The 22,415-nt window shown below is 69.4% G+C and carries 20 protein-coding genes; 10 read left to right on the top strand and 10 right to left on the bottom strand.

What is annotated here, in order from left to right:
* Positions 1-68: 68 nt before the first annotated feature.
* Positions 69-434: a DUF3597 domain-containing protein gene (locus tag ACVFYP_RS03625; RefSeq protein WP_499198759.1), complete on the top strand. Its 366-nt coding sequence runs from the start codon at positions 69-71 to the stop codon at positions 432-434.
* Positions 435-452: 18 nt separating this feature from the next.
* On the opposite strand, the gene ACVFYP_RS03620 is transcribed toward ACVFYP_RS03625, so the two are convergent.
* Entirely contained in the window at positions 453-1,223 is a 771-nt protein-coding gene (locus ACVFYP_RS03620; protein ID WP_499198758.1) for a maleate cis-trans isomerase family protein, read from the bottom strand.
* Positions 1,224-1,374: 151 nt separating this feature from the next.
* Between ACVFYP_RS03620 and ACVFYP_RS03615 the strand changes: the two genes are divergently transcribed.
* Complete coding sequence (locus ACVFYP_RS03615) at positions 1,375-2,334, top strand: Bug family tripartite tricarboxylate transporter substrate binding protein (RefSeq protein WP_499198757.1); 960 nt, start codon at positions 1,375-1,377, stop codon at positions 2,332-2,334.
* Between the two features lie 75 nt (positions 2,335-2,409).
* Here the strand turns inward: ACVFYP_RS03615 and ACVFYP_RS03610 are convergent, their stop codons facing one another.
* The gene (locus ACVFYP_RS03610; RefSeq protein WP_499198756.1) at positions 2,410-5,568 is read right to left on the bottom strand and encodes a DUF8508 domain-containing protein; all 3,159 of its coding nucleotides are present in this window, start codon (positions 5,566-5,568) and stop codon (positions 2,410-2,412) included.
* A 164-nt stretch (positions 5,569-5,732) separates the two neighbouring features.
* Between ACVFYP_RS03610 and ACVFYP_RS03605 the strand changes: the two genes are divergently transcribed.
* From ACVFYP_RS03605 to murA, 3 genes are all read left to right on the top strand, one after another.
* Positions 5,733-5,900 (top strand): hypothetical protein, encoded by a 168-nt coding sequence (locus ACVFYP_RS03605; protein WP_499198755.1) that lies wholly within the window; start codon positions 5,733-5,735, stop codon positions 5,898-5,900.
* 85 nt (positions 5,901-5,985) lie between these two features.
* On the top strand, positions 5,986-6,540 hold the full coding sequence (dcd, locus tag ACVFYP_RS03600) for a dCTP deaminase (protein ID WP_499198754.1): 555 nt from the start codon (positions 5,986-5,988) through the stop codon (positions 6,538-6,540).
* 15 nt (positions 6,541-6,555) lie between these two features.
* Positions 6,556-7,809, top strand: coding sequence for a UDP-N-acetylglucosamine 1-carboxyvinyltransferase (gene murA / locus ACVFYP_RS03595; protein ID WP_499198753.1), 1,254 nt, complete (start codon positions 6,556-6,558; stop codon positions 7,807-7,809).
* A 152-nt stretch (positions 7,810-7,961) separates the two neighbouring features.
* On the opposite strand, the gene ACVFYP_RS03590 is transcribed toward murA, so the two are convergent.
* The 3 genes from ACVFYP_RS03590 to ACVFYP_RS03580 all read right to left on the bottom strand — a co-directional run bounded on the left by ACVFYP_RS03590 (position 7,962) and on the right by ACVFYP_RS03580 (position 12,760).
* Complete coding sequence (locus ACVFYP_RS03590; RefSeq protein ID WP_499198752.1) at positions 7,962-10,160, bottom strand: ATP-binding protein; 2,199 nt, start codon at positions 10,158-10,160, stop codon at positions 7,962-7,964.
* Between the two features lie 279 nt (positions 10,161-10,439).
* Positions 10,440-11,213: an SDR family oxidoreductase gene (locus ACVFYP_RS03585; protein WP_499198751.1), complete on the bottom strand. Its 774-nt coding sequence runs from the start codon at positions 11,211-11,213 to the stop codon at positions 10,440-10,442.
* Between the two features lie 5 nt (positions 11,214-11,218).
* Positions 11,219-12,760, bottom strand: a complete 1,542-nt coding sequence (locus ACVFYP_RS03580; protein WP_499198750.1) for an acetolactate synthase large subunit — start codon at positions 12,758-12,760, stop codon at positions 11,219-11,221.
* A gap of 194 nt (positions 12,761-12,954) precedes the next feature.
* Here ACVFYP_RS03580 and ACVFYP_RS03575 point away from each other — a divergent pair, with 194 nt between their 5' ends.
* Complete coding sequence (locus ACVFYP_RS03575; RefSeq protein ID WP_499198749.1) at positions 12,955-15,213, top strand: fused MFS/spermidine synthase; 2,259 nt, start codon at positions 12,955-12,957, stop codon at positions 15,211-15,213.
* A gap of 67 nt (positions 15,214-15,280) precedes the next feature.
* Complete coding sequence (locus tag ACVFYP_RS03570; RefSeq protein ID WP_499198748.1) at positions 15,281-15,739, top strand: hypothetical protein; 459 nt, start codon at positions 15,281-15,283, stop codon at positions 15,737-15,739.
* 2 nt (positions 15,740-15,741) lie between these two features.
* On the opposite strand, the gene ACVFYP_RS03565 is transcribed toward ACVFYP_RS03570, so the two are convergent.
* Positions 15,742-16,896: a helix-turn-helix transcriptional regulator gene (locus tag ACVFYP_RS03565; protein WP_499198747.1), complete on the bottom strand. Its 1,155-nt coding sequence runs from the start codon at positions 16,894-16,896 to the stop codon at positions 15,742-15,744.
* Positions 16,897-17,038: 142 nt separating this feature from the next.
* On the opposite strand from ACVFYP_RS03565, the gene fdhD reads away from it, so the two are divergent.
* From fdhD to ACVFYP_RS03550, 3 genes are read left to right on the top strand one after another with little or no spacing between them, the layout of a single operon-like run.
* Positions 17,039-17,932 carry a formate dehydrogenase accessory sulfurtransferase FdhD gene (gene fdhD, locus ACVFYP_RS03560; RefSeq protein WP_499198746.1) on the top strand — a complete coding sequence of 298 codons (894 nt, stop codon included), beginning with the start codon at positions 17,039-17,041 and terminating at the stop codon, positions 17,930-17,932.
* The gene (gene mobA / locus ACVFYP_RS03555) at positions 17,922-18,563 is read left to right on the top strand and encodes a molybdenum cofactor guanylyltransferase MobA (protein WP_499198745.1); all 642 of its coding nucleotides are present in this window, start codon (positions 17,922-17,924) and stop codon (positions 18,561-18,563) included. Before fdhD ends, mobA begins: the two co-directional genes overlap by 11 nt.
* Before the next feature lie 24 nt (positions 18,564-18,587).
* On the top strand, positions 18,588-18,713 hold the full coding sequence (locus ACVFYP_RS03550; protein WP_499198744.1) for a hypothetical protein: 126 nt from the start codon (positions 18,588-18,590) through the stop codon (positions 18,711-18,713).
* On the opposite strand, the gene ACVFYP_RS03545 is transcribed toward ACVFYP_RS03550, so the two are convergent.
* From ACVFYP_RS03545 to fdh3B, 4 genes are all read right to left on the bottom strand, one after another.
* Positions 18,714-19,961: a molybdopterin molybdotransferase MoeA gene (locus tag ACVFYP_RS03545; RefSeq protein ID WP_499198743.1), complete on the bottom strand. Its 1,248-nt coding sequence runs from the start codon at positions 19,959-19,961 to the stop codon at positions 18,714-18,716. It lies immediately after the preceding gene.
* 25 nt (positions 19,962-19,986) lie between these two features.
* Positions 19,987-20,544, bottom strand: coding sequence for a molybdopterin-guanine dinucleotide biosynthesis protein B (gene mobB, locus ACVFYP_RS03540; RefSeq protein ID WP_499198742.1), 558 nt, complete (start codon positions 20,542-20,544; stop codon positions 19,987-19,989).
* A gap of 78 nt (positions 20,545-20,622) precedes the next feature.
* A complete protein-coding gene (locus tag ACVFYP_RS03535) occupies positions 20,623-21,822 on the bottom strand; it encodes a formate dehydrogenase subunit gamma (RefSeq protein ID WP_499198741.1) in 1,200 nt (399 codons plus the stop codon).
* On the bottom strand, positions 21,819-22,415 hold the full coding sequence (gene fdh3B / locus ACVFYP_RS03530; RefSeq protein ID WP_499198740.1) for a formate dehydrogenase FDH3 subunit beta: 597 nt from the start codon (positions 22,413-22,415) through the stop codon (positions 21,819-21,821). Before fdh3B ends, ACVFYP_RS03535 begins: the two co-directional genes overlap by 4 nt.

The raw sequence follows: 22,415 nt of genomic DNA, 5'->3' as shown, positions 1-22,415 counted from the left end.
ACGAACCAAACACGCACCGCCGCGTTGACGTCCCGAAAGGCCGTCCTTGGCCTCCGGGAGTTATGAGCTTGAGTATCTTCAAATCGATTCTGACCAAGATCTTTGGCGATCGCGACGCCGCGGCCGCCACGCCGGCCACTGCACCCGCCCAGACGGGCACCGCCGCGCCGGTGGCGCAGGTGGATGTGGAAGTCGTGCTGATGCAGATGGCCTCCACCTCCAAGCAGAAGCTGGATTGGCGGCGTTCGATCGTCGACCTGCTGAAGCTGCTGGGCCTTGAGAGCTCTCAGGAGGCCCGTCGCGATCTGGCGAAGGAGCTGCGCTACACCGGCAACATGGAGGATTCGGCCACCATGAACCTGTGGCTGCATCGCCAGGTGATGACCAAGCTGGCGGAGAATGGCGGCCGCGTGCCGAACTCCCTCCGCGCCTGAACCATTGGGCGGCTGGGTTCAGCCGCCCATGCGCTCGCGGTAGCGGTCGCCCCAGCCTTCTCCCTGCACCCAGGCGCGGAAATTCTCCGCCGAGGGTGCGGTCTTCGTCACGGCGCAGACGCTGCGCCAGGCGAGGGCATGCATGCAGGAGGTGACCGGCGCTTCGCCCACGAAAGGCCTCGCCAATATCGGCCCCAGCGTTGGCATGCCCGTGCCGAGCATGGCGACCGCCTGGACATTGCCCGCCGGCAGCGCGGCCAGAGCGGCGGCGGCGCCCTGCGCCGTCATGGCGTAGATCGGATGAAAGCTGCCATCCGCCATGGCGCCACGAGAGACCTCCGTCACGTCAAAGCCGCGCGCGGTCCAGTAACCCACCGCCGCCTCGGTCAGGTCGTCCGGATAGGGCGAGACCAGCCCGATGCGCTCCGCCCCCACGGCGTGGAACGCATCCCGCACCGCGAGCGCCGCGGTGATGACGGGAATGCCCAGCGCGTCCTGCATACGCGCCACCAGCGCATCCTCCTCCGCCACCCCGGCATAGTAGCTGGCGCCGGTGCAGGCGAAGGCGATGGCGTCGATCGGGGCATTGGCGAATTGCGCGGCGGCGCCGGGCAGGTCGCGGAGATAGTCCAGCAGGCGGGCGATGATGGTGGGCTTGCTGCTCGTCATCCGCGCATTCAGCATCGCCACCCCAGGCGGCCAGAGAATGGCGAATTCCGGCTCCACCGTCGTATTCGCCTGCGGAGTCAGCACGCCCACCAGCCCGCGCGGGGCATATTCAACCGTCATCCTGTCTTGCTCCTTTGCGCCGGCGCTTGGGCTTCGTTGCGCGGCGGCGCACGGGCTCCGCCACGCGGCGGCAAACTGGCATACAACTCGCTTGTCCGTCAGGCCCGCCCGGGGCTAACTCCGCCACCTTGTCCGATCCGGAACCTTGCCCATGCGCCGTCGCCACCTTCTGTCGTTGCTGCCCGGTGCCCTGGCCGCGCCCTCTCTCGCCGAGGCCCAGCCTGGCTACCCCTCACGCCCCGTGCGGATGGTGGTGCCCTTCCCGCCCGGCGGCACCACGGACTTCATCGCGCGCCTGGTCGGCCAGCACCTGGGCAGCAAGCTGGGCCAGCCCTTCGTGGTGGAGAACCGGGCAGGTGCCGGCGGCACACTGGGCTCCGACTTCGTGGCGAAAAGCCCGCCGGATGGGCACACGCTCATCGTCTCCAACATCGCGAGCTTCGGCGTGGGGCCGAGCATCTATCGCTCGATGCCCTACAATGCCGTCACGGATTTCGCCCATATCGCGCTGATGGCCGAGATCCCCTCGGTGCTGGTGGTGAATGTCCAGAGCCCGATTCGCACGCTGGCGGACTTCATCGCGGCGGCGAAAGCCCGGCCGGGGCTGGCGGTGGGTTCGCCGGGCAATGGCACCTCCTCCCACGCCAAGCAGGCGATCCTGCAACGCTCGGCGGGGATCGAGACCACCCATGTGCCCTATCGCGGCAGCGGCCCGATGATGAATGACGTGATGGCGGGTTCGCTGGAATCCATGATCACCACGCTGGTCGAGGCCGGGCGCAACGAACGTTTTCGTCTATTGGCCGTCACGGCCGATGCGCGGGTGCCGGGCTGGCCGGAGGTGCCGACCTTCAAGGAACTGGGCCATCCCGAGATGGTCGCTTCCACCTGGTTCGGCCTCTCCGCCGCCGCCGGCACGCCGGAGGCGATCGTCACCCGCATCAATACCGAGGTGCTGGCCGGCCTCGCCACGCCGGAGATCACCGCCCGGCTGATCGAGACCGGCTCCACGCCGCGACGGATGACGGCGCCGGAATACAGCGCCTTCATCGCCTCCGAGGTCCGGCGCTGGCAGGCAGTGGTGCAGGCGGCGGGGATTCGCCTGGACTAGCGCGTGATGGCCGTGGGTGCGAAGGCACCGAAGGCCTGAATCACGCGCTCCAAAGATCACCGCCACGCTCCTGGGCTACAGGATGAAGTCGCTTTCCTGTAGCGCCTGCTGGCCGGCCAGGCGGATCACCATCTCCGCCACCCCGCCATCGCCAGCATCGAGGAACACGCCGGTGCCGTTCGGGCCTTGCAGCACGCACACCGAGGCCTGACCGCCGCCGGCGAAGGCGCCGCCGCCGACGAAGGCGAAATCCTCCGTGAAACCCTCCAGGCTGATCCGGTCGCCCTCGGCCAGGGAGAAGTCGAGGATACGGCTCGCCGCCTCACGCGGGCTGTCGGTGAAGGCGCCGAACAGGAAGATATCGGCCCCGGCACCGCCCCACATCACGTCCGCACCCTGGCCGCCATACAGCGTGTCGTTGCCGGCCTGGCCGAAGAGGCGGTCGTCGCCCGCCCCGCCCAGCAGCAGGTCGTCACCATCGCCGCCCACCAAGCTGTCATCATCGGCCTCGCCGGAGAGCGTATCAGCACCCGTGCCGCCATTCAGGATGTCATTGCCGGCACCACCCAGCAGCAGATCGTCACCGCCACGGCCAAGCAGGCGGTCCACGCCGCCGCCGCCCGACAATTCGTCGCCACCGGCCCGGCCGACCAGGCGATCCGCGCCCGCGCCGCCGGCCCGGGTGATGCCGCCGAGCGCGATCAGCGCCAGCAGCGGATCGTGGTCACTGGCCTGCTCGGCGAATTCGCTGTTCACATGTACCGCGTCGAAGCGCGTATCCCCGGCGAGGCCCGCATTGACCAGGATGTGGTCCAGCGACTGGCTGTTGCCGTCGAAGTTGTAGGAATAGCGTTCCAGCGGCGGCAGCGTCTCCGTCAGGTTCACCAGCGGCGCGCCGTCACCCGCCAGCGCCTGCATCGGCTCCTCGAACTCGAACTCGTTGTGGTCGCCGAGCACGACCACATTCGCATCCGCATCCGCCGCCAGCAGATCATCGACGAAGCCGCGCACCGCCTCGGCCTGCGCCTGGCGCTCATCCTCCGAACCATTGACCGGCGGCTGGTTCGCGCCGAACAGCGGCTGGCTGCCGCCCTTGGAGGAGAAGTGGTTGTTCACCACCGTCACACTCTCCCCCTGGAAGGTGAAGTCGGCGATCAGCGGCACGCGCGCGCCGTCGAAGGCCGCGTCGTCCACTGTGCGCAGCGAGCCCTCGGCCAGCTCGACGCGATCGGGGTTGTAGAGGAAGGCGTTGCGGATATTGCCGCCCGGCTGGCCCCCCACCTCGCCATTCTCGACGAAGGGGTTGTCGACGAAGACGTAGCGCGGGCCGCCCGCCGCGACGATCGCATCCACCAGCGCCTGCAAGGTCGCCGCCGCCGAGACCAGGTCGCTGATCTCGCCGCCATCGCCGTCCTGCACTTCCTGCAATGCGATGATGTCCGGCGTCTTCAGATTGTTCACGATGTCCTGGGCGATGCGCGCGAACTGGCCGTTGCCCACATCATCATCGACGTTGCTGGCGCTGCGATCGGCAACGAGGTTCTGGTCCTCGACCTTGGGGTCGAGGTTCAGCACATTGTAGGTGGCGATCAGCAGATCGGCGCCCTCGGCCCGGAAGCTGGTGACCTCCCGCTCCAGCGTGCTCGGCGCCGTCACTGTGTAGGCCTCGGTTGGGATCAGCTCGAAATTGCCGAAATTGTAGCTGATGACGCCGGTGACATTGCCGAGCTGCGCGCCGACATCGACCATCGGCGTGCCGGAGGCGAAGACGCCGGTATCCTCGTCGATCTGGATGCGTTCGGGGTTGAAGTCGCCGCCCGCCGTATTGGTCACGCCAGCGCCGCCGGTGCCGGGCTCGATGTTCATCGTGCCGCGATCGCTGAGGCCCGTGGCCTCACCGACGATGGTCCAGATCTCGCCGAAGCCGTTGGTGGCGCCGACGACTTTCGGCGCCTCCAGCGTCACGCGCATCGCTTCCAGGCTTTCATAGAAGGCCACGCCCTCGACCAGCGATTCGGTCGGCGGCAGCAGGCCATTCGGCCCGAGCACCACCGCATCCGGCAGCGCATTGCCGGAGGAGGTGACCAGGCTGGCGCTCACGCTGGCGGTGATCTGGGTGGTGGAGAGGTTGCCCGTGGAGGCGCCGCCAGGGACAAATTCGCTCACCGTGCCCTGCACCGTCACCGCATCGCCCACCGCCACGCCCGGCGCGCCGCTGGTGAAGATGAAGATGGCGTCGGAAGTGGCGGCATCGCCGTCGCCCGTGGCGTCCTGCAGGTAGTAGCCGTTGCTGTCCACCGCGGTGACGATGCCGCTGGTCCGCACCTGTTGGCCGGCGAGTTCGGAGACAAGACCGCTGCCCTGGATGGTGAAGATGGCGGTCATCGGCAGCGCGTCCGTCACCGCGACATCGACGGCGACCGGGTCGAGGTCGTCATAATCCGCATCGGCGGAGGTCGCGGTGATGGCGATGGCGAGCGCCTCCGCGCCTTCCGCCACGCCGTCATCGATCGCCGTCACCAGCACCTGCTGCGGCTGGTCCCAATTGGCGGCGGTGAAGATCAGGCTGGGGGCGGACAGCGCCAGATCGGCGCCCGGGGCGGTCAGCGTCACCGTCACATCGGCGGCGGGCTGGGTGCGCAGCACCACGGTGAAGCTGCCGGCCGCGCCGCCCTCCTGCAAGGCCAGCTCGCTGGCGGAAACCACCAGGCCGGGTGAGGATTCGCCGCCAAAGCTCTGGCCCGCATTCAGGCCGCCGAAGCTGTTGGAGCCGGGCGTCGCAGCCCAGGCAAAATCCGCATATTCCGTGCCGGTGCCGGTGAGTTGCAGGGAGGAGCCCAGCGGCTCCGTGCCCAGCTGCGCCACGCCGATATCGGTGCTGGTCAGGCCGGCAGCCGGGCCATCCGCCGCGGTCATCGTGCCCTCATAGCTCAGGAACTGCACCACCGTGCCGTTGGGATCGACCAGCGCGATGGCATCCGGCGCGCCGTTCTGCAGGCCATTGGCGGGGTAGGCGACGACCGCGGTGCCAAAGCCGCCGCCCTGGTCCGCCAGCACGCCGGAAAGCCCGTTCAAGGGCGCCGGGCTGGCATAGGCCGTGCCGTTGGAGCCGTTGTAGCGGACCAGGGTCCAGCCGGTCAGGTCGGTGCCCGCCGGACCCACCACCTCGATGCGCTCATCGGCATCGGCGCCGTCATTGTCGTAATGGATCTCGTTGATGAAGACGCTGGTCATGTCCCGCCCCTCTTGCGCAGCGGCTGCGGAGGTAACCGGCCGCCCGAGGTGACGTCCCGTTAAGATATGGAGGCAACGGCCATCCCGGCCGCTTCTCGCGCGAGGGTGATGGCCAGGACTGATCGGGGCTTGACCGGCCGGGCGCGGCGCGGTTCGTCTCCCCTATGGACAACCCCGAGGACCCCGCGCCGCCACCGGCGAAGTCAGAGGCCCAGCGCGCGCGGGAAGCCCGGCTGGCCGCGGCACTGCGCGAGAATCTGCGCCGCCGCAAGGCCCAGGCCCGCGCCCGGGCCGATCAGCCCGGCGCCGAGGAGCCGGAAGGGGAAGGCTGACCGGTGGCGGGATTGGACGCCCGCGCCCGCATCGGGTAACCCGACCCTCCCCCGTTGCCCTTCCCTCGCCTGAGGCCGCCGCACCATGTCCATCATGCCCGACACCTGGATCCGCCGCATGGCGCAGGAGGCGGCGATGATCGAGCCCTTCGTCGAATCGCAGCGGCGGGAAGGCGTGATCTCCTACGGCCTGTCCAGCTATGGCTACGACGCCCGGTTGGCCGACGAGTTCAAGATCTTCACGAACGTCGACAATGCGGTGGTGGATCCGAAGGTGTTTTCGGACCAGGGCTTCGTGACGCGGCGGGGGGAAACCTGCATCATCCCGCCGAACAGCTTCGTTCTGTGCCACACCATCGAATACTTCCGCATCCCGCGCGACGTGCTGGTGATCTGCCTCGGCAAGTCCACCTATGCGCGCTGCGGGCTGATCGTGAACGTCACGCCGCTGGAGCCCGAATGGGAAGGCCAGGTGACGATCGAGATCAGCAACACGACCCCCCTGCCCGCCCGCATCTATGCGAATGAGGGCATCTGCCAGTTCCTGTTCCTGCAGGGCAGCGCCCCGCCCGAGGTCAGCTATGCCGACCGCAAGGGCAAATACATGGGCCAGCGCGGCGTTTCGCTGCCGAAGCTGTAGCCGGGAGTTTCGACCATGGACCGCATCCGCATCCGCGGTGGCAAGCCGCTTTCAGGCAACATCCCGATCGGTGGCGCCAAGAACGCCACCCTGCCGCTGATGGCCGCCGGCCTTCTCTCCGACGGGCCGCTGACTCTGGAAAACGCGCCGGACCTGGCGGATATCGCCACCATGCGCGCGCTGCTGATCCAGCACGGCATGAAAGTGGAGCACGACAAGGCGCAGCGCCGCCTGGTGCTGTCTGGCGCCGCCGAGAATCTGGAAGCGCCCTATGACCTGGTGCGCAAGATGCGCGCCTCCGTCCTGGTGATGGGGCCGCTGGTGGCCCGCTTCGGCGAGGCGCGGGTCTCCCTGCCCGGCGGCTGCGCCATCGGCACCCGGCCGGTCGACCTGCACATCAAGGGCCTGGAGCAGATGGGCGCCGTCTTCGACCTGGAAGGCGGCTACATGCATGCGAAGGCGCCAAAGGGTCTGCGCGGCGCCACCATCATCTTCCCCCAGGTCAGCGTCGGCGCCACCGAGAACCTGCTGATGGCCGCCACCCTGGCCGAGGGCACGACGGAGCTGGTGAATGCGGCGCGGGAGCCGGAGATCGGCGACCTTGCCATGTGCCTGATGCGCATGGGCGCGCGGATCGAGGGCATCGGCACCGACCGCCTGGTGATCGAAGGCGTGAAGCGCCTGGGCGCCGCCACGCACCCGATCATCCCGGACCGGATCGAGGCCGGCACCTATGCCTGCGCCGCCGCGATCACCGGCGGCACGGTGCTGCTGGAAGGCGCGCGGATGGTCGATCTCGGCGCCGTGGTGCGGACGCTGCGCGAATGCGGGGTGGATGTGGCGGAGGAGACGGCGGGGCTACGCATCACCCGCAGCAACGGCCTGCGGGGCGCCGATGTGATGACCGAGCCCTTCCCCGGCTTCGCCACCGACATGCAGGCGCAGTTCATGGCGCTGATGTGCGTGGCCGAAGGTGCCTCCATGATCACGGAGACCATCTTCGAGAACCGCTTCATGCATGTGCCGGAACTGACCCGCATGGGCGCGCGGATCAAGTATCATGGCCAGTCCGCCATCGTGCGCGGCGTGCCGAGCCTGTCCGGCGCGCCGGTGATGGCGACCGACCTGCGGGCCAGCGTGTCCCTGGTGCTGGCGGGACTCGCGGCGCAGGGGGAGACCATCGTCAACCGCGTCTACCACCTCGACCGGGGCTATGAGGCGCTGGAGCGCAAGCTTTCGGCCGTGGGTGCGGCTATCGAGCGGGTCTGAAGGAACTGCCGGACGGCCTGCCGCAGCAGCTGGGGGATTCCCCGGCGAGGTAGCGCCCGACCGGCGTTTCCCGAAGCCGGGGCCACCCGGTCCAGAGCGCGGCCGCCAGAAGGCAGCCCAAAATCAGCCAGTCGCGCCGCGACATGCCGCGTTCAGCCCGCCGGCCGCAGCACGTAGCGCAGCTTGTCCGCCAGCTCCTGCCGCCGGTAGGGCTTGCTGAGCAGCACCACGCCGGGGTCCAGCCGGCCGTGATGCACCACCGCATTCTCCGTGTAGCCGGAGGTATAGAGCACCCGAAGCCCGGGCCGCAGCCGCAGCGCGGCCTCCGCCAGCTGCGGGCCGGAAATGCCGCCCGGCATCACCACATCGGTGAACAGCACGTCGATCGGCGCATCGCTGCGCAGGATCTCCATCGCCGTATGTCCATTGCGCGCGGCCAGCACCTGGTAGCCGAGCAGCGTCAGCTCGCCCACCACATGGTTGCGCACCATCTCATCATCCTCGACGACCAGCACCGCCTCGGTGCCGCCGCGCAGCCGGCCCGGACGGGTGGGCTGCATGTTGCGCGGCACGCCGGTCTCCGCGGCGCGTGGCAGGTAGAGCTTCACGGCCGTTCCCTGGCCAGGCTCGGAATAGATCTTCACATGGCCATTCGACTGCTTGACGAAGCCATAGACCATGGAAAGGCCGAGCCCGCTGCCGCGGCCGAACTCCTTGGTGGTGAAGAAGGGCTCGAAGGCCTGTCCCAGCACGTCCTGCGTCATGCCGAAGCCGGTATCGGTCACCGCGACAACCACATACTCGCCGGGCGTCACTTCCTCATGCCGCGCGGCATATTCGTTGTCGATCTGGGCGAAGCCGGTCTCTACCGTGATCCGCCCACCCTCCGGCATGGCATCCCGTGCGTTCAGAACCAGGTTCATCAGCGCGGCTTCCAACTGCGCCGGGTCGATCAGGGCGGGCGGCAGGTTCGGGGTCAGGTCGATGCGGCATTCCACCCGCTCCCCCAGCGTGCGGCGCAGCAGCAGCTCGATCCGCTTGATTTCCAGCCCGACATCCACCGGCCGCGGCTCCAGCGGCTGGCGGCGCGCGAAGGCCAGCAGGCTGCGGGTCAGCTCGCCGCCACGCTCCGCCGCGTCCCGCGTGGCCTCCGCGAGTTGCAGCAGATCCGGATCATGTTCCAGCCGCTCCGCCAGCAATTCCGCGCTGCCGATGATGACGGTCAGAAGGTTGTTGAAGTCATGCGCCAGGCCGCCGGTCAGCTGGCCCACCGCCTCCATCCGCTGGGCCTGAAGCAGCTTGCGGTTGAGATCCGAAATCGCGACGCGTTGGTGCTGGAGCGAGTCGGCGCTGCGGTTCAGCACCGTCATCAGCTCCCCCAGTTCCCCGCCCGGATGCGGCGGCGGGATGCGGGCGGAAAGGTCGCCCTGGCCAAGCCGGGTCGCCATGCGGGAAATCCGCGCGACCTCCCGCCGGATCGCCACCTCCCCGATCAGCCAGACGGAAATGCCGAGCACCAGCGACAGCATGGCCAGGATCGCCAGGTCCTGGCGAAACCGCATATCGGCCGACGCCACAAGGTCGCGCCGGGACTGACCGACCAGCACATGCAGCCCCGAAGAGGCCACATCGGCGCTCGCCCCGGCGGCCCAGATATGGATATCACCCTGCGCATCGGGCAGCTCGATCGTCTGACCGGCGGTCGCCCGGCGGGCGAAATCGCCCAGCGGCGTTGTTTCAAGCGACTGCCCAACCCGGCTCGACCGGCCGGCATGCGGATGCCAGGCGAGGACCGTGCCCTGCTCCCCCATCAGCAGGATTTCCGTCCCCGGCCGGGCCACGGCCAGATCATGGCTCACCAGCGCCTGGAGGTTGAGCGAGGCCAGCAGAACGAAATCGATATCCCCCGCCGTCGTGCGGACCGGCAAGGCGATCTGCAGCACGGAAAGCCCGGTCAGCCGGCCGAAGACCGCCTGCAACGCCACGCCGCGCTCCAGCGTCACCGCCTGCTGGAAATAGCGCCGATCCCGCACATCCAGCTCCCGCCCCGTCTGCAGGGAATCGCAGAACAGCTGGCCCTGGGGCGTGATGGTCAGGATGCCGGTGAATTGTGGGTACTGGTCCAGCACCCGGCCGAGAAAGGCCGAACAGGCAGCGCGGTTGTCGCTTTGCAGGTCGCGCGCCCGGGACAGGCCATACAGCAACTGACCGGCGGCGCGGATGCGATCCTCCAGGTCGCGGGCGGCGAAATCCGCGGCGGCCACCAGGCGGCTGGTGGCGGCTTCGATCGCCGCATCGCGCTCCTGCATGAAGCGGTAGCCCAGAAGCAGCGCCGGCACGATCGTGGCCATGGCAACAAGCCACAGCAATCGCGCACGGATGCTCATCCCTGGCCCACCCCATTCGGCTTCGACGGTTTTACGTCGGGAGACTGCTCCCCGCCCGTCCGCGCTTCGCGCCATTTTGGCGCAATCACCCGCGGACATCCATGGCGAGCTCCCGGCCACTGCATCCGGGCGCTCCGCCGGAGGCATACGGGCTCACGCTTAATGGTACGATCGTGACATGACGGTTTATGTACCGCAACTGCCACGTGGGGCCGCGGGGGCGGCCCTGGCCTCCGGGGGCGTTCAGCCCCGGAACATGCCTCCCCCATCCACATCCACCACCGTGCCGTTGACATAGGCGGCGCGGGGCGATGCCAGGAACACCAACAGGTCGGCGATCTCCGCCGCCTCGATGGCGCGACCATAGGGCAGACCGGTCAAGGTCTCCGCCCAGCGTTCCGGATCGCCGAATTTGAGCTGCGCATTGGTGCGCGCCTGGGTCTCCATGCGGTCGGTGCGGGTCGCCGCCGGGTTGATCCCCAGCACCCGCACGCCGCTGGCCTGCGCGGCGCCGCCAAGCGCGGAGGTGAAGGCGATCAGCGCCGCATTGCCGGTGCCACCGCAGATATAACCCATGCGCGGCGCCCGCCCGGCCATGCCGATGATGTTCAGGATGACGCCGGCGCCCTTGGCCTCCATCCCCGCGTAATACATCTGGCACATATGGATATAGCCCAGGACCTTCAGGTCCCAGGCTTGCTGCCAGCGGGCGAAAGGGATGTCCTGGAGGCGTCCGGCGGGGATCGCGCCGGCATTGTTCACCAGGATGTCGACCTCCGGGAAGGCGGCGTGCAGCCGCTCCCGCTCCTCCGGCTTCGACAGGTCCGCGGCCAGGCTTTCCACCCGGATCTGCGCGGTGCCGCGCAGGCTGTCGGCGGCGGTGGCGAGTGTCCCCGCGTCGCGCCCGACCAGTACCAGGTCGCAGCCTTCCGCCGCGAAAGCCTGGGCGCAGGCCAGTCCGATGCCTTTCGAGCCGCCGGTGATGAGCACCCGCTTGCCGGCAAGCTGCATGTCCATGGGCATCAGACCTCCATCTCGATCAGGAAGGGGCCACTGGCGGCGAAGCTCTGCTGCATCAGGTCGGCGACGCCTTCCAGCGTATTGGTGCGCGCCGCCTCCACCCCCATGCCATTGGCCAGCTTCACCCAGTCCAGGTTCGGATTGCCGAGGTCGAGCATGTCCATCGCCGTGCGGCCCGGATTGGCGCCGACGCCCTGATACTCGCCGATCAGGATCTGATACTTGCGATTGGAGATGACGATGGTCGTCACCGGCAGCCTTTCGCGCGCCTGGGTCCACAGGCCCTGGAGCGTGTACATGCCCGATCCATCGGCCTGGAGGTTGATGACGCGCCGCCCCGGCGCGCCGACCGCCGCGCCGGTCGCCAGCGGAATGCCGCAGCCAATGGCGCCGCCGGTGATATGCAGCCAGTCATGCGCCGGCGCAGCATGGGTGAACTTGTAGAAGCCGCGGCCGAAGGACACGCTTTCATCGGCGATGATGGCATTCTCCGGCATCAGCGCCGCCAGGGTCTGCGCCAGGCCTTCCGGCGTCGGCGCGCCGCGCACCGGGCCGGGGCGCGGGCCGGGGTCGGGGATGGCGGCCGCCGGCGCGCCGAGCTCCTCCGCCAGGGCGGTCAGCGCCTGGATCGGATCCGCCTCGTAGCGCGTCAGCAGCAGGATGTCCGCATCCTCCCGGTGGTGGCGGGACGGCTTGTTGGGATAGGCGAAGAAGCCGACCGGCGCCTTGCTGTTGACCAGGATGATTGTGGTGTAGGGCTTCAGCGCCTCCACCGCGAGATCGACGGGATAGGGCACGCGCTCCAGCTGCATGCGGCCCTGGCCGCGCTCGACCCGGCTGTTCGACATCTCGGCCAGCACATCGGCGCCCGTCGCCTGGGCGATACGCCAGGCGAGCGCCTGCGCCTGCTGCGTCAGCGCCAGGCCGCCGAGCAGGATCAGCACGTTCTTCCGGCCGCGCAGCGCCTTTGCGGCATTGTGGATGGCCAGCGGATCGGCCTTCGGCGCGGCCGGCGCCGGCAGCGCCGCGGCGCCACCGCCCGGCGCCTCGTCCCAGCAGACATCCGACGGCAGGATCAGGGTCGCGATCTGGCCCGGGGAGGTGCGCGCCGCCTGCACGGCCACGGCGGCATCGCGCGCCACCTCGGTCGCCTTCTCCACCGTGCGCACCCAGCCGGAGACGCCGCGGGCGAAACCCTCGGTATCGGCGGTCAGCTGCGCATCCAGCGGACGGTGATAGGTGGCCTGGTCGCCCACGCAATTGACCATGCCGGAGCGGGCGCGGCGGGCATTGTGCAGATTGGCCAGGCCATTCGCCAGGCCGGGGCCGCAATGCAGCAGCGTCGCCGCCGGCTTGCCGGTCATGCGGAAATAGCCATCGGCCATGCCGGTGACGACGTTCTCCTGCAGGCCGAGCACGCAGCGCATGCCGGGGATGCGGTCCAGGGCCGCGACGAAATGCATCTCGCTGGTGCCGGGATTGGCGAAACATGTGTCCACCCCCGCGCCCAGCAGGGTGTGCACCAGACTCTCAGCTCCGTTCACCGCAAACCTCCCCAACAGAATGGGCCGCAGGGTGCGCGGCGTGGGGCGAGGCGGCAAGGGTGCCTCATGAATGAACACTTATCCATGTTCTGTCCGAATGGTGACGCACGGATTTACCGTCTGCAATCTCCGCGCCATGGTTGACGTTCGCGTGAGGAGGGGGGCTTCCGCGCGGCTCGGGGGGAGCGGTGGGCATGCCACGCCTGGCGATTGCGTTCTTCTGTTCCGGTTTCGCAGCGCTGCTGTGCCAGATCGTCTGGCAGCGCATGCTCGGCATATTCGCAGGTTCCGACACGATTTCGGCGGCCCTGGTGGTGGGCGCCTTCCTCGCCGGGCTTGGCCTGGGTTCGATCATCGGCGCCCGGCTGGCGGACCGGCTTTCGCCTTGGCATGCCTTGCTCGGCTTTGCCCTGGCGGAGGCCGGCGTGGCGGGCTTTGCGCTGGTCTCCAAGCTGTTTCTGTATGACTTTCTGGCAACCGATCTGGCCGGGGTGGTGGACAGCCCGGCGGCGATCTTCGCGCTGTGCTTCGCCGGGCTGGTACTGCCCACGACGCTGATGGGCGCCTCCCTCCCGCTGCTGGCGCGGGCCATTGCCACCAGCCTGGACACCGTGGCGGAACGGGTGGGCAGCCTCTACGGGCTGAACACGCTGGGCGCCGGGCTCGGGGCACTGCTCGGCGGCTGGGTGCTGGTGGGGCATCTGGGCTTTGTCGGCGCCCTGGCACTGGCGGCGGGGCTCGACCTGTTCGCTGCGGCCCTGGCGCTGACCCTGCTGCCGGGCCTGTCGCGCGTGGCGCCGGCGCTGCCCAACCCCGCCGCCGCCACGGAAGCAAAGGCCGAGCCCTTCGGCAGCCTGCGGCTGTGGTGCCTGCTGGTCTTCCTGTCCGGCTACATCATCGTGGCGCTGGAGATCGTCTGGGTGCGGCTGATGGGCCAGGTGGGGCAGTACCACGCCTATCTCTTCCCCACCGTGCTGGGCATCTTCCTGCTGGCGGATGGCTTCGGCATCGCCGTGGCCTCGCGCATGGTCCGGCGGATGCGCGACCCGCGGCCGGCCTTCTTCCTGACCCAGGCGGGCGGCTTCGCGCTCGGGGCGGCGCTGATCCTGCTGCTGGTCTGGGTGCTGCCGCACTGGCCGGTGCGCCAATTCGTCTCCGCCGATCTCCAGCGCCTGCGCGATGGCGGGCTGGTGACGACGGTACTGCTGACGCTGGCCGTGGTCGGCCCGCCGAGCTTCCTGATCGGCATGACCTTCCCCTTCGTGCAGCGCGCCGTGCAGCAGGACCTGGCCAGCGTCGGCGCCCGGGTGGGCTGGGTGCAGCTGGCGAACATCCTGGGCAATGCGGCGGGGTCAATCCTGACCGGCCTTGTCACCTTCCATCTGTTCGGAACCGCCGGCACGCTGCGGCTGCTGGCGGCGCTGTCGCTGGTGCTGATGCTCGGCTGGCTGTGGAAGGCCGGGCGCGGGAGGCGCCCGGAGATGGCGCTGGCGGCCGCCTGCGGCCTGGCGCTGGTCGCGCTGCCCGGCAATGCCACGCTGTGGTCGCGGCTGCATGCCGAACAGCCGCATCAGGTGGTGGACTGGGCGGAGGACCGCTCCGGCATCGCCTTCTTCCGCGACGACAACCGGGCGGAGGGCGGGCCGCACGGCCCCTTCTTCATCCAGGGCTTCAGCCAGGGGCGTATTCCCTTCCTGCCGATCCACCAGTTCCTCGGCGCCGTGGGGCCGCTGCTGCATGCGGATCCCAAGCTTGTGCTGTGCATCGGCATCGGCTCCGGTGGCACGCCCTGGGCGGCGGGCATCTCGCCCCGGACGGAATCGGTCCGCGCGATCGAATTGGTGGGGCCGGTGCTGACCGCCCATGCCGGCATCGCCGCGCGCTACCCGGACAGCCCGATCGCCACGATGCTGTCCAACCCCCGCTGGCAGCTGGAATACGGCGATGGGCGCCGTGCGCTGGCCCGGGGCGAGACGCTGTACGACGTAATCCAGGCCGATGCGATCCTGCCGGAGGGTTCGCATTCCGGCCTGCTCTATTCCGCCGAATTCCTGGAACAGGTGCGCCGCCGCCTGGCGCCGGGCGGCATCTATGTGCAGTGGGGCCCAACCCAGCGCGTGGTGGCGACCTTCGCCGCGGTCTTCCCGCATACGCTGCTGCTGATGCCGGGCAGCGTGCTGATCGGCTCCGACAGCCCCATTCCCTATGATCCGGCGGCGCTGGCGCGGCGCTTCGCGCAGCCAGAGGTGATGGCGCATCTGCAGCGGGGGAATCGCGAAAACCGCGACTATGGCTGGATGTTCGCCGAGCCCGCGCTCGTCTGGGGGCCGGGCACGGCGCGTCCGGAGCCCCTGCTGACGGATGTTTTCCCGCGCGACGAGTTCTATCTGAACAACGGCGTCACCCACACCCTGGCGCTGCAGCGGACGGAGCAGTTGCTGGCGGTGGAATGATGCCAGTGCGATGGCGCCCGGCCAGCGGGCGGGATAGGGTCAGCGCCCCTGGACCTGGATCGCGCCGATGAAGAAGATTCTGCTGGTTGGCTTCCTCTGCGGCGCCCTCGCGGTGATCGTGTTCCACCAGGGCACACTTTATGTGCTGTACCACCAATTCCCCCTGATTCGCGGGCTGGGCGTGCCGGAGGCGTTCCGGCCCGGCTCGGCGGGTTTCAACATCCGCCCGGTGCCGCCTTTCGGCGTGCCGCAAGTGCTGTCCATCGCCTTCTGGGGCGGGGTCTGGGGCATCGTCCTGGCCGCGCTGATCCGCTGGGGCCGGCTGCCGGACCTGCTGACCGGCTTCCTGCTGGGCGCGGTGGTCTGCACGGTGGTGGGCTTCACCCTGGTGGCGCAGCTGCGCGGCGCGCCGATGTGGGCCGATGGCAACACCATCATCTGGGCCCGGGCCGCCTTGCTGAACGGCGCCTTCGGCTGGGGCGCGGCCTTCCTGATGCGGCCCTTCTCGATCGGCGGAGGATACTGAGACTAACTCGTCATCCGGCCGAGCAGCGCGGTCAGTTCCGCCAGGGTCCGACAGCCGGTTTTGCGGCGCACCGCCGCAAGCTGGCCGCGCGCCGTATCCACCGTGATCTTCCGTGCCGCGGCGTGCTGCGCCACCGTCCGCCCCGCAGCGAGCGCCGCGGCCAGGGAGGCCTCGGCCGGGCTCAGGCCGAAGGCCTGGCGCAACAGCGGCGCGCGGGGGCGCACGCGGGCGGCATCGTCGGTCACCAGCAGCATCACGCCGGTGAAGCCTTCCGGCATGCCGTGGCTCTCCACCCGGCGCAGCGGCAGCGCCTGCACCATATAGGGCGGCAGCCCGTCGCGGCGCGGCAAGGCGACGCTGGATGCATCCGGCATCATCCGCACCTTGCCCGAAATCGCCTGGATGGCCGCGCCCACGGCACGGGCCAAAGCTTGGCGTGCTTCCGCATTTGGCGTGGCGAGGCCGCCGTCACTGGCCAGCGACAGCCCATCGCCGCGTGCCGCCATCGCCTCCAGCGCCGGGTTGGTGGTGACCAGACGGCGCCGATTGTCCAGCAGCAGCACGCCTTGCGGCAAGGTCGCGAAGCTGCTGCGCAGCGCGGTGGCGGACTGCCAGCCGCTGGCGGAAAGCCTGGCCTCCAGCAGCAAGGCATGGCGCAGGTGCCGGAACAGCGGCGTCAGCAACGCCTCCTCCGCCGCGCCGAAGGGCTGGGCGCGGACCGAGCGATGGAAGGCGACGCGGCCGACCATGCCATCCGGCCCCTGCATCATGGCCGAGAGGCAGTGGAATGCGCCGTCGCGCCTAGCCTTGAATTCGTTCCAGATGGCGGAGGCGCGGTAGCGGTTCATGGAAACCACCCGGCCCATGTTCAGCACGCCCTCCCCGTTGCGGGAGGCGGCGGCGGCCCAGGGGTCGCGATGGATCCAGCGGCTCTGATACTCGGCGGTGACATCGGCGGCGAGGCCGCCGCCCTCGCAGCGGCTTTCCCGCAGGACGCCGCGCTCATACTGCATCAGATGGACCGCGTGGGTGCTGGTCTGCAAGGCATCCGCCAGCGGCGCGATGGCAGCCGCCAGGCCGCGCCCATCTGCCAGCGCCGCATAGAGATCCAGCGCATAGGCCTCCGGAGAGGTCATGTCGGGGAGGTCGATCACCATTCGGTAATACCATATTGCCGGATTTGTGTAAGCGATCGCGCGATGCTGATGATGTTTTCTTTGTACGATTCGCGCGATCAGGGCACGGAGGCCACACCTCGCCAGCTTGCGGCGGGCCGGCCGTAAGGCCACCTTGGCCAGCATGTCCACCCTTCGCGTCCAGCCCGACCCCAGCGATCCCCGCCTGACCCGCCGCCTGACCGGCCTCGATCAGACCGGCCAGAGCGTCGAAACCAGCGTGACAGTCGAGCGTCCGCTGACGCTGTTCCTCAACGGGCAGGAGATCGTCACCATGATGACGATCCTCGACCGGCCGGAGGAACTGGCCCTCGGCTATCTGCTCAACCAGGGCATGCTGCGACGGAGCGACCAGGTGACCGGCGTCGAGTACGACGAGGACCTTCAGCTCGTCGTTGTGCGCACCGAGAAACAAACCAATTTCGAAACCAAATTGAAGAAAAAGACGCTGACCTCCGGCTGCGCCCAGGGCACCGCCTTTGGCGACCTGATGGAGGATTTCGCCACCGTCCGCCTGGCGCCGGAGGCGCGGCTGCGCACCTCCTGGCTCTATCGCCTCCTGTCCCGCATCAACGCCCTGCCGAGCCTGTATCTGGAGGCCGGCGCCATCCATGGCTGCGCCCTGTGCCGCGAGGATGCGCCGATCGTCTATATGGAAGACGTCGGCCGCCACAATGCGGTGGACAAGATCGCCGGCTGGATGTTCCGGGAAAACGAGCCGCCCGAGGACAAGATCTTCTACACCACCGGCCGTATGACCTCGGAGATGGTCATCAAGACCGTCCGCATGGGCATCCCCATCCTGCTGTCCCGATCCGGCTTCACCGCCTGGGGCGTGGAGCTGGCGCGGGAGGCCAATCTGACCCTGATCGGCCGCTGCAAGGGCAAGCGCTTCCTGGCCCTGGCCGGGGAGCAGCGCCTCATCTTCGACGCCGACCTGGCCTATGTGCCGGAGGAATCCGCGAAACACTGGCGCAAGAACAGCGCCGAGGCAATGGGCGCCCCGGATGCCGAGTGACACGCTGGCGGTCGTGCTGGCCGGCGGGCTGGCGCGGCGTATGGGCGGCGGCGACAAGCCGCTGCGCCCCTTGGCCGGGCGGCCGCTGCTGGACCATCTGCTCGACCGGTTGCGGCCCCAGGCCGCGGCGCTGATCCTGAACGCCAATGGCGATCCGGACCGCTTCGCCGCCTGGGGCCTGCCCGTGGTGGCGGACAGCCTGCCGGACCATCCCGGCCCGCTGGCCGGCATCCTGGCCGGGCTGGACTGGGCGGCAGCGCAGCGGCCGGACCTGGCCTGGGTGGTTTCCGTCCCAGGCGATTCGCCGCTGATCCCGCACGACCTGGTGGCCCGGCTGCATGCGGCGCGGCTGGCCGAGGGCGTGCCGCTCGCCTGCGCCCGGTCCGACGGCCAGACCCACCCGCCCATCGGCCTCTGGCCCGTCGCGCTGCGCGAGGCGCTGCGTCAGGCGCTGCGGGAGGGGGAGCGCAAGATCGACCGCTGGACGGCGCGCCACGGCGTCGCCCATGCCGACTGGCCGACCGCGCCCATCGACCCCTTCTTCAACGCCAATGCGCCGGAGGATCTCGCGCGGGCCGAGCAGCTTCTGGCCTTGCAAGCCGGCGGCCTTGATCCGATACAGGAAGGGTGACGTGAAGCCCGGGAGCCAACGCCCATGAAGTCCATTCTGTTCGGTGCCGTGGCGGCCATCATCGTCGCCATCGGCGCCTATGCCGTCCTCGACACCCGTTTCCAGCAGACCGCCGACCAGCGCTACACGACCCAGGGCGTGCGGCTGTAGTCAGAAGATGCCGCGATAGGGCAGCACCCAGATCCGGTCTCCGGGGCTGACGCCTGTAACCTCCTCCGGCAGTTCGGCCAGCGCGTCGGACTGGGTCAGGGAGGTGAGCAGGCCGGCCCCCTCGCGCGCGAATTTTTGGGCCAGCGGCAGCCCCTCCCCCGCCGCCAGCTTCACCCGCACATATTCACGCCGCCCCGCCTTCTTGCGGTAGGCGAAGCCTGCCTCCGCCGGGAAGCGCGGCAGCGGCTCCAGGATCGCGCCGGCCAGGCGCAGGATCAGCGGCCGGGCGAGGTGCAGGAAGGTGACGACGGCGGCCACGGGGTTACCGGGCAGGCCCACCACCGGCGTGCCCCCGATCACCCCCATCGCCGCGGGCCGGCCGGGCTTGATGGCCAGCCGCCAGAAGACCAGCCGCCCGCCCTGCTCGATCGCGGCCTTCACGTGATCCGCCTCCCCGGTCGAGACGCCGCCCGAGGTCAGCAGCAGGTCGTGGTCGGCGGCGGCGCGGGACAGACCCTCGGCCGTGGCGGCGGGATCATCCGGCAGGATGCCGAGGTCGCTGGCCTCCACCGGCAGCCCGGCCAGCAGCGCCAGCAGGGTGAAGCGATTGGAATCATAGGTCTGCGCCGCGCCCAGCGCCCGGCCGGGCTCCGCCAGCTCATCGCCCGTGGAGAACACGCCGACGCGGACACGGCGGCGCAGCATCAGGCGGGTCAGGCCCAGGGCGGCGGCCAGGCCGATATCGGGCGGCAGCAATAGCCGCCCCTGCGGCAGGGCGACGGCGCCCTGGGCCACATCCTCCCCGGCCGGGCGGCAGTTGGCGCCGCGCTTCAGGCCGGGCACCAGCAGCACCGCGCCGCCTTCCTCCCGCGCATCCTCCTGCATCATCACCGTGTCGGCGCCCTCGGGCATCGGCGCGCCGGTGAAGATGCGGATGGCGGTACCGGGGGTGATGACGCCCGCCGCCTGGCCGGCCTGCAGCCGGGCCGCGATGGGCAGCCGCGTCTCGCCATCCGCGGCGAGGTCGGCATGTCGGAAAGCGTAGCCATCGACGGCGGCATTGAAGAAGGGCGGCAGCGGCAGCGGTGCGCGCAGGGCCTCGGCCAGCACCCGGCCCGGCGCGTCGCGCAGCGCCACCTCCTCCACCTCCGGTAGCGGTGGGACGCGGTCGGCGATCAGCGCCTGCGCCTGGTCCACGGACATCAGGGGGCCGCCGAAGGCGAAGCAGTCGTCGCTGAGCTGGGCCATGGCCGAGTTCCTTAGCTCGCGTGATTCAGACCTTCGGTGCCTTCGCCCCTACGGTCATCACGCTTTCGTCGCGCAGCACATCCGCCAGCGGGATGGCGCCCGCCATCACCAGATCGGCGATGCCGGCGATGTCGTCCAGCGCGCAATGAGGCAGGGCGCAGCCGGGCGGGGGCGCCGCATCGGCGGCGACGCCGATAATCGCCGGGTCCTCCGGGTGCAGCCAGGGCTTGTCATTGGCCTGCCGGAAGACCTCGATCTTCGGGTGCCGGTCGCGTTTGAAGCCCTCCACCAGCAGCAGGTCCACCGGGTCAAAGCGCGTCAGCAGCTCCCGCAACCCCGGCTCCGGCGCCTCCCGCAGCTCCGTCATCAGCGCCCAGCGGCGGGCGGAGGCAACCAGCACCTGCCGCGCCCCGGCCTCCCGATGGCTATGGCTGTCCTTGCCGGGCCGGTCGATGTCGAAGGCGTGGTGGGCGTGTTTCAGGGTGGAGACCGACAGGCCCCGCGCCGCCAGCGCCGGGATCAGGCGCGTCAGCAGGGTGGTCTTGCCGGCGCCGCTCCATCCGGCCAGTCCGATCACGCGCATTGATGTGTCCCGCAGAATCAAGAAGGGCCGGCCATGGCTTGCACCACGGCCGGCCCGTATCGGGCAAGGGGCTGAGTGTCAGTCCGCGCCGAGCGGACGGGCGCCCGGAGGGCCGGTGACGGTCGCCTGCGCCTTGGTCAGTTCCTCATCCACCCAGAGGGAATGGTGTTCCTTGGCCCAGTTCAGGTCCACCTGGCCGCTGTCCATGGCGTCGAATGCGCCCTCCATGCCCAGGCTGCCGATATAGATATGCGCCAGCATGGCCGCGACCATCAGCACGGACAGGATGCCGTGCACCGTATGGGCCAGCTGCTGCCCGGCCAGATCGGTCACCGTGAAGGGGAAGATCAACACGTAGCCGGAGACGGCGACCAAGGTGCCACCGATGATGGTGATCCAGAACACCACCTTCTGGCCTGCATTGAACCGCCCGGCCTCCGGATGGCCGCCGCTGATGAAGCCGCCGCCCGCCTTGACCCAGGCCAGGTCCACCCGGTTCGGGATGTTGTCCCGCACCCAGACCAGGAACAGCAGCACCAGACCCAGGGTGAAGGGGAAGGCCAGGTAGTTATGGGCGATCTTGCCCCACATGCTGACGGCGGTGAAGGCTTCCGGCCCGATCAGCGGCAGCAACAGGAAGCGCCCGAAGGTCAGGTTCAGGCCCGACAGGCCGAGCACGATGAAGCTGGACGCCGTCATCCAATGCGCCGCGCGCTCAAACAGGTTGAAGCGCTGGATGGTGCGGCCGGCGCGGCCCGCCTCGATGCGGATGCGACCCTTGGCGAGGTAGAACAGCGCCAGGATGCCCAGCATGCCGAGCACGGCGACGCCACCGACCCAGGTCAGGGTGCGGTTGTGGAAGCTGCGCCAGTCCTGGCCCTCGGGCTGGATCAGCGTGGCGGCGCGGGCGTCCGGGATGGTGATGCGGCCACCGATGCGCTCACCGCGCAGCGCCGCCTGCAATTCCATCTCCTCGGCCGAGGGTTGGCCGCGGTCGCTGAACGGCGCAGGGGTTGGCGGCTGGACGGAGGGCTGGCGCGCCTGCGGGGCGGTGACGGCCTCGGCCGCGGCGGGCGCCGGCGTGCCGGTGGGCGTATCGCCCTGGATGGTCGATTCCGGCACCTGCCCGCCGGGCTGCGCGCCTCGGCCGGCGCCAACCTCCGGCACGGGGGCCTGGATTTCGGGCGCGCCAGCTGCGGGGGCGCCGGGCTGGGACTGGCCAAAGGCCGGCGCTGCCAGAAGCAGCGCCAGCGCGAGGGTGGGGGCGAGGCGCGTCATACCGTCACCGTCTCGCGATAGGCCGTATGCCAGCCCCAGGCGCCGGAGCCATAGCCGCGCTTCTGCACACGCTCCCGGTAGATGGTGGCGATCATCTCGCCATCACCGGCCAGCAGCGCCTTGGTCGAGCACATCTCGGCGCAGAGCGGCAGCTTGCCCTCGGCGATGCGGTTGGCGCCGTACTGGGTGTATTCGACGATGCTGTTATCCTGCTGCGGCCCACCGGCGCAGTAGGTGCATTTGTCCATCTTGCCGCGGCCGCCGAAGTTGCCGACGCGCGGATATTGCGGGGCACCAAACGGGCAGGCGTAGAAGCAGTAGCCGCAGCCGATGCACAGATCCTTGTCGTGCAGCACGATCGCATCCGCCGTGGTGTAGAAACAACTGACGGGACAGACCGCGGCGCAGGGCGCATCGGTGCAGTGCATGCAGGCCATGGAGATCGAACGCTCGCCGGGCTTGCCGTCATTGATGGTGACGACGCGGCGGCGGTTGATGCCCCAGGGCACCTCGTGCTCGTTCTTGCAAGCGGTGACGCAGGCGTTGCATTCGATGCAGCGGTCGCTGTCACAGAGGAACTTCATGCGCGCCAT

This window comes from Roseomonas sp. F4 (assembly GCF_053891155.1).
Note: the sequence above shows the minus strand (reverse complement) of the source record. Positions and strands in the feature narration are given on the sequence as shown.

Excerpts from the sequence above, each read along its gene's own strand:
- ACVFYP_RS03535 (WP_499198741.1), bottom strand. The coding sequence starts at position 21,822 with ATGACGCGCCTCGCCCCCACCCTCGCGCTGGCGCTGCTTCTGGCAGCG.
- ACVFYP_RS03615 (WP_499198757.1), top strand. The coding sequence starts at position 1,375 with ATGCGCCGTCGCCACCTTCTGTCGTTGCTGCCCGGTGCCCTGGCCGCG.
- ACVFYP_RS03620 (WP_499198758.1), bottom strand. The coding sequence starts at position 1,223 with ATGACGGTTGAATATGCCCCGCGCGGGCTGGTGGGCGTGCTGACTCCG.
- ACVFYP_RS03605 (WP_499198755.1), top strand. The coding sequence starts at position 5,733 with ATGGACAACCCCGAGGACCCCGCGCCGCCACCGGCGAAGTCAGAGGCC.
- mobB (WP_499198742.1), bottom strand. The coding sequence starts at position 20,544 with ATGCGCGTGATCGGACTGGCCGGATGGAGCGGCGCCGGCAAGACCACC.
- ACVFYP_RS03565 (WP_499198747.1), bottom strand. The coding sequence starts at position 16,896 with ATGGTGATCGACCTCCCCGACATGACCTCTCCGGAGGCCTATGCGCTG.
- ACVFYP_RS03570 (WP_499198748.1), top strand. The coding sequence starts at position 15,281 with ATGAAGAAGATTCTGCTGGTTGGCTTCCTCTGCGGCGCCCTCGCGGTG.
- fdhD (WP_499198746.1), top strand. The coding sequence starts at position 17,039 with ATGTCCACCCTTCGCGTCCAGCCCGACCCCAGCGATCCCCGCCTGACC.
- ACVFYP_RS03545 (WP_499198743.1), bottom strand. The coding sequence starts at position 19,961 with ATGGCCCAGCTCAGCGACGACTGCTTCGCCTTCGGCGGCCCCCTGATG.
- ACVFYP_RS03550 (WP_499198744.1), top strand. The coding sequence starts at position 18,588 with ATGAAGTCCATTCTGTTCGGTGCCGTGGCGGCCATCATCGTCGCCATC.
- ACVFYP_RS03575 (WP_499198749.1), top strand. The coding sequence starts at position 12,955 with ATGCCACGCCTGGCGATTGCGTTCTTCTGTTCCGGTTTCGCAGCGCTG.
- ACVFYP_RS03590 (WP_499198752.1), bottom strand. The coding sequence starts at position 10,160 with ATGGCCACGATCGTGCCGGCGCTGCTTCTGGGCTACCGCTTCATGCAG.
- ACVFYP_RS03610 (WP_499198756.1), bottom strand. The coding sequence starts at position 5,568 with ATGACCAGCGTCTTCATCAACGAGATCCATTACGACAATGACGGCGCC.
- fdh3B (WP_499198740.1), bottom strand. The coding sequence starts at position 22,415 with ATGGCGCGCATGAAGTTCCTCTGTGACAGCGACCGCTGCATCGAATGC.
- murA (WP_499198753.1), top strand. The coding sequence starts at position 6,556 with ATGGACCGCATCCGCATCCGCGGTGGCAAGCCGCTTTCAGGCAACATC.
- ACVFYP_RS03585 (WP_499198751.1), bottom strand. The coding sequence starts at position 11,213 with ATGGACATGCAGCTTGCCGGCAAGCGGGTGCTCATCACCGGCGGCTCG.
- dcd (WP_499198754.1), top strand. The coding sequence starts at position 5,986 with ATGTCCATCATGCCCGACACCTGGATCCGCCGCATGGCGCAGGAGGCG.
- mobA (WP_499198745.1), top strand. The coding sequence starts at position 17,922 with ATGCCGAGTGACACGCTGGCGGTCGTGCTGGCCGGCGGGCTGGCGCGG.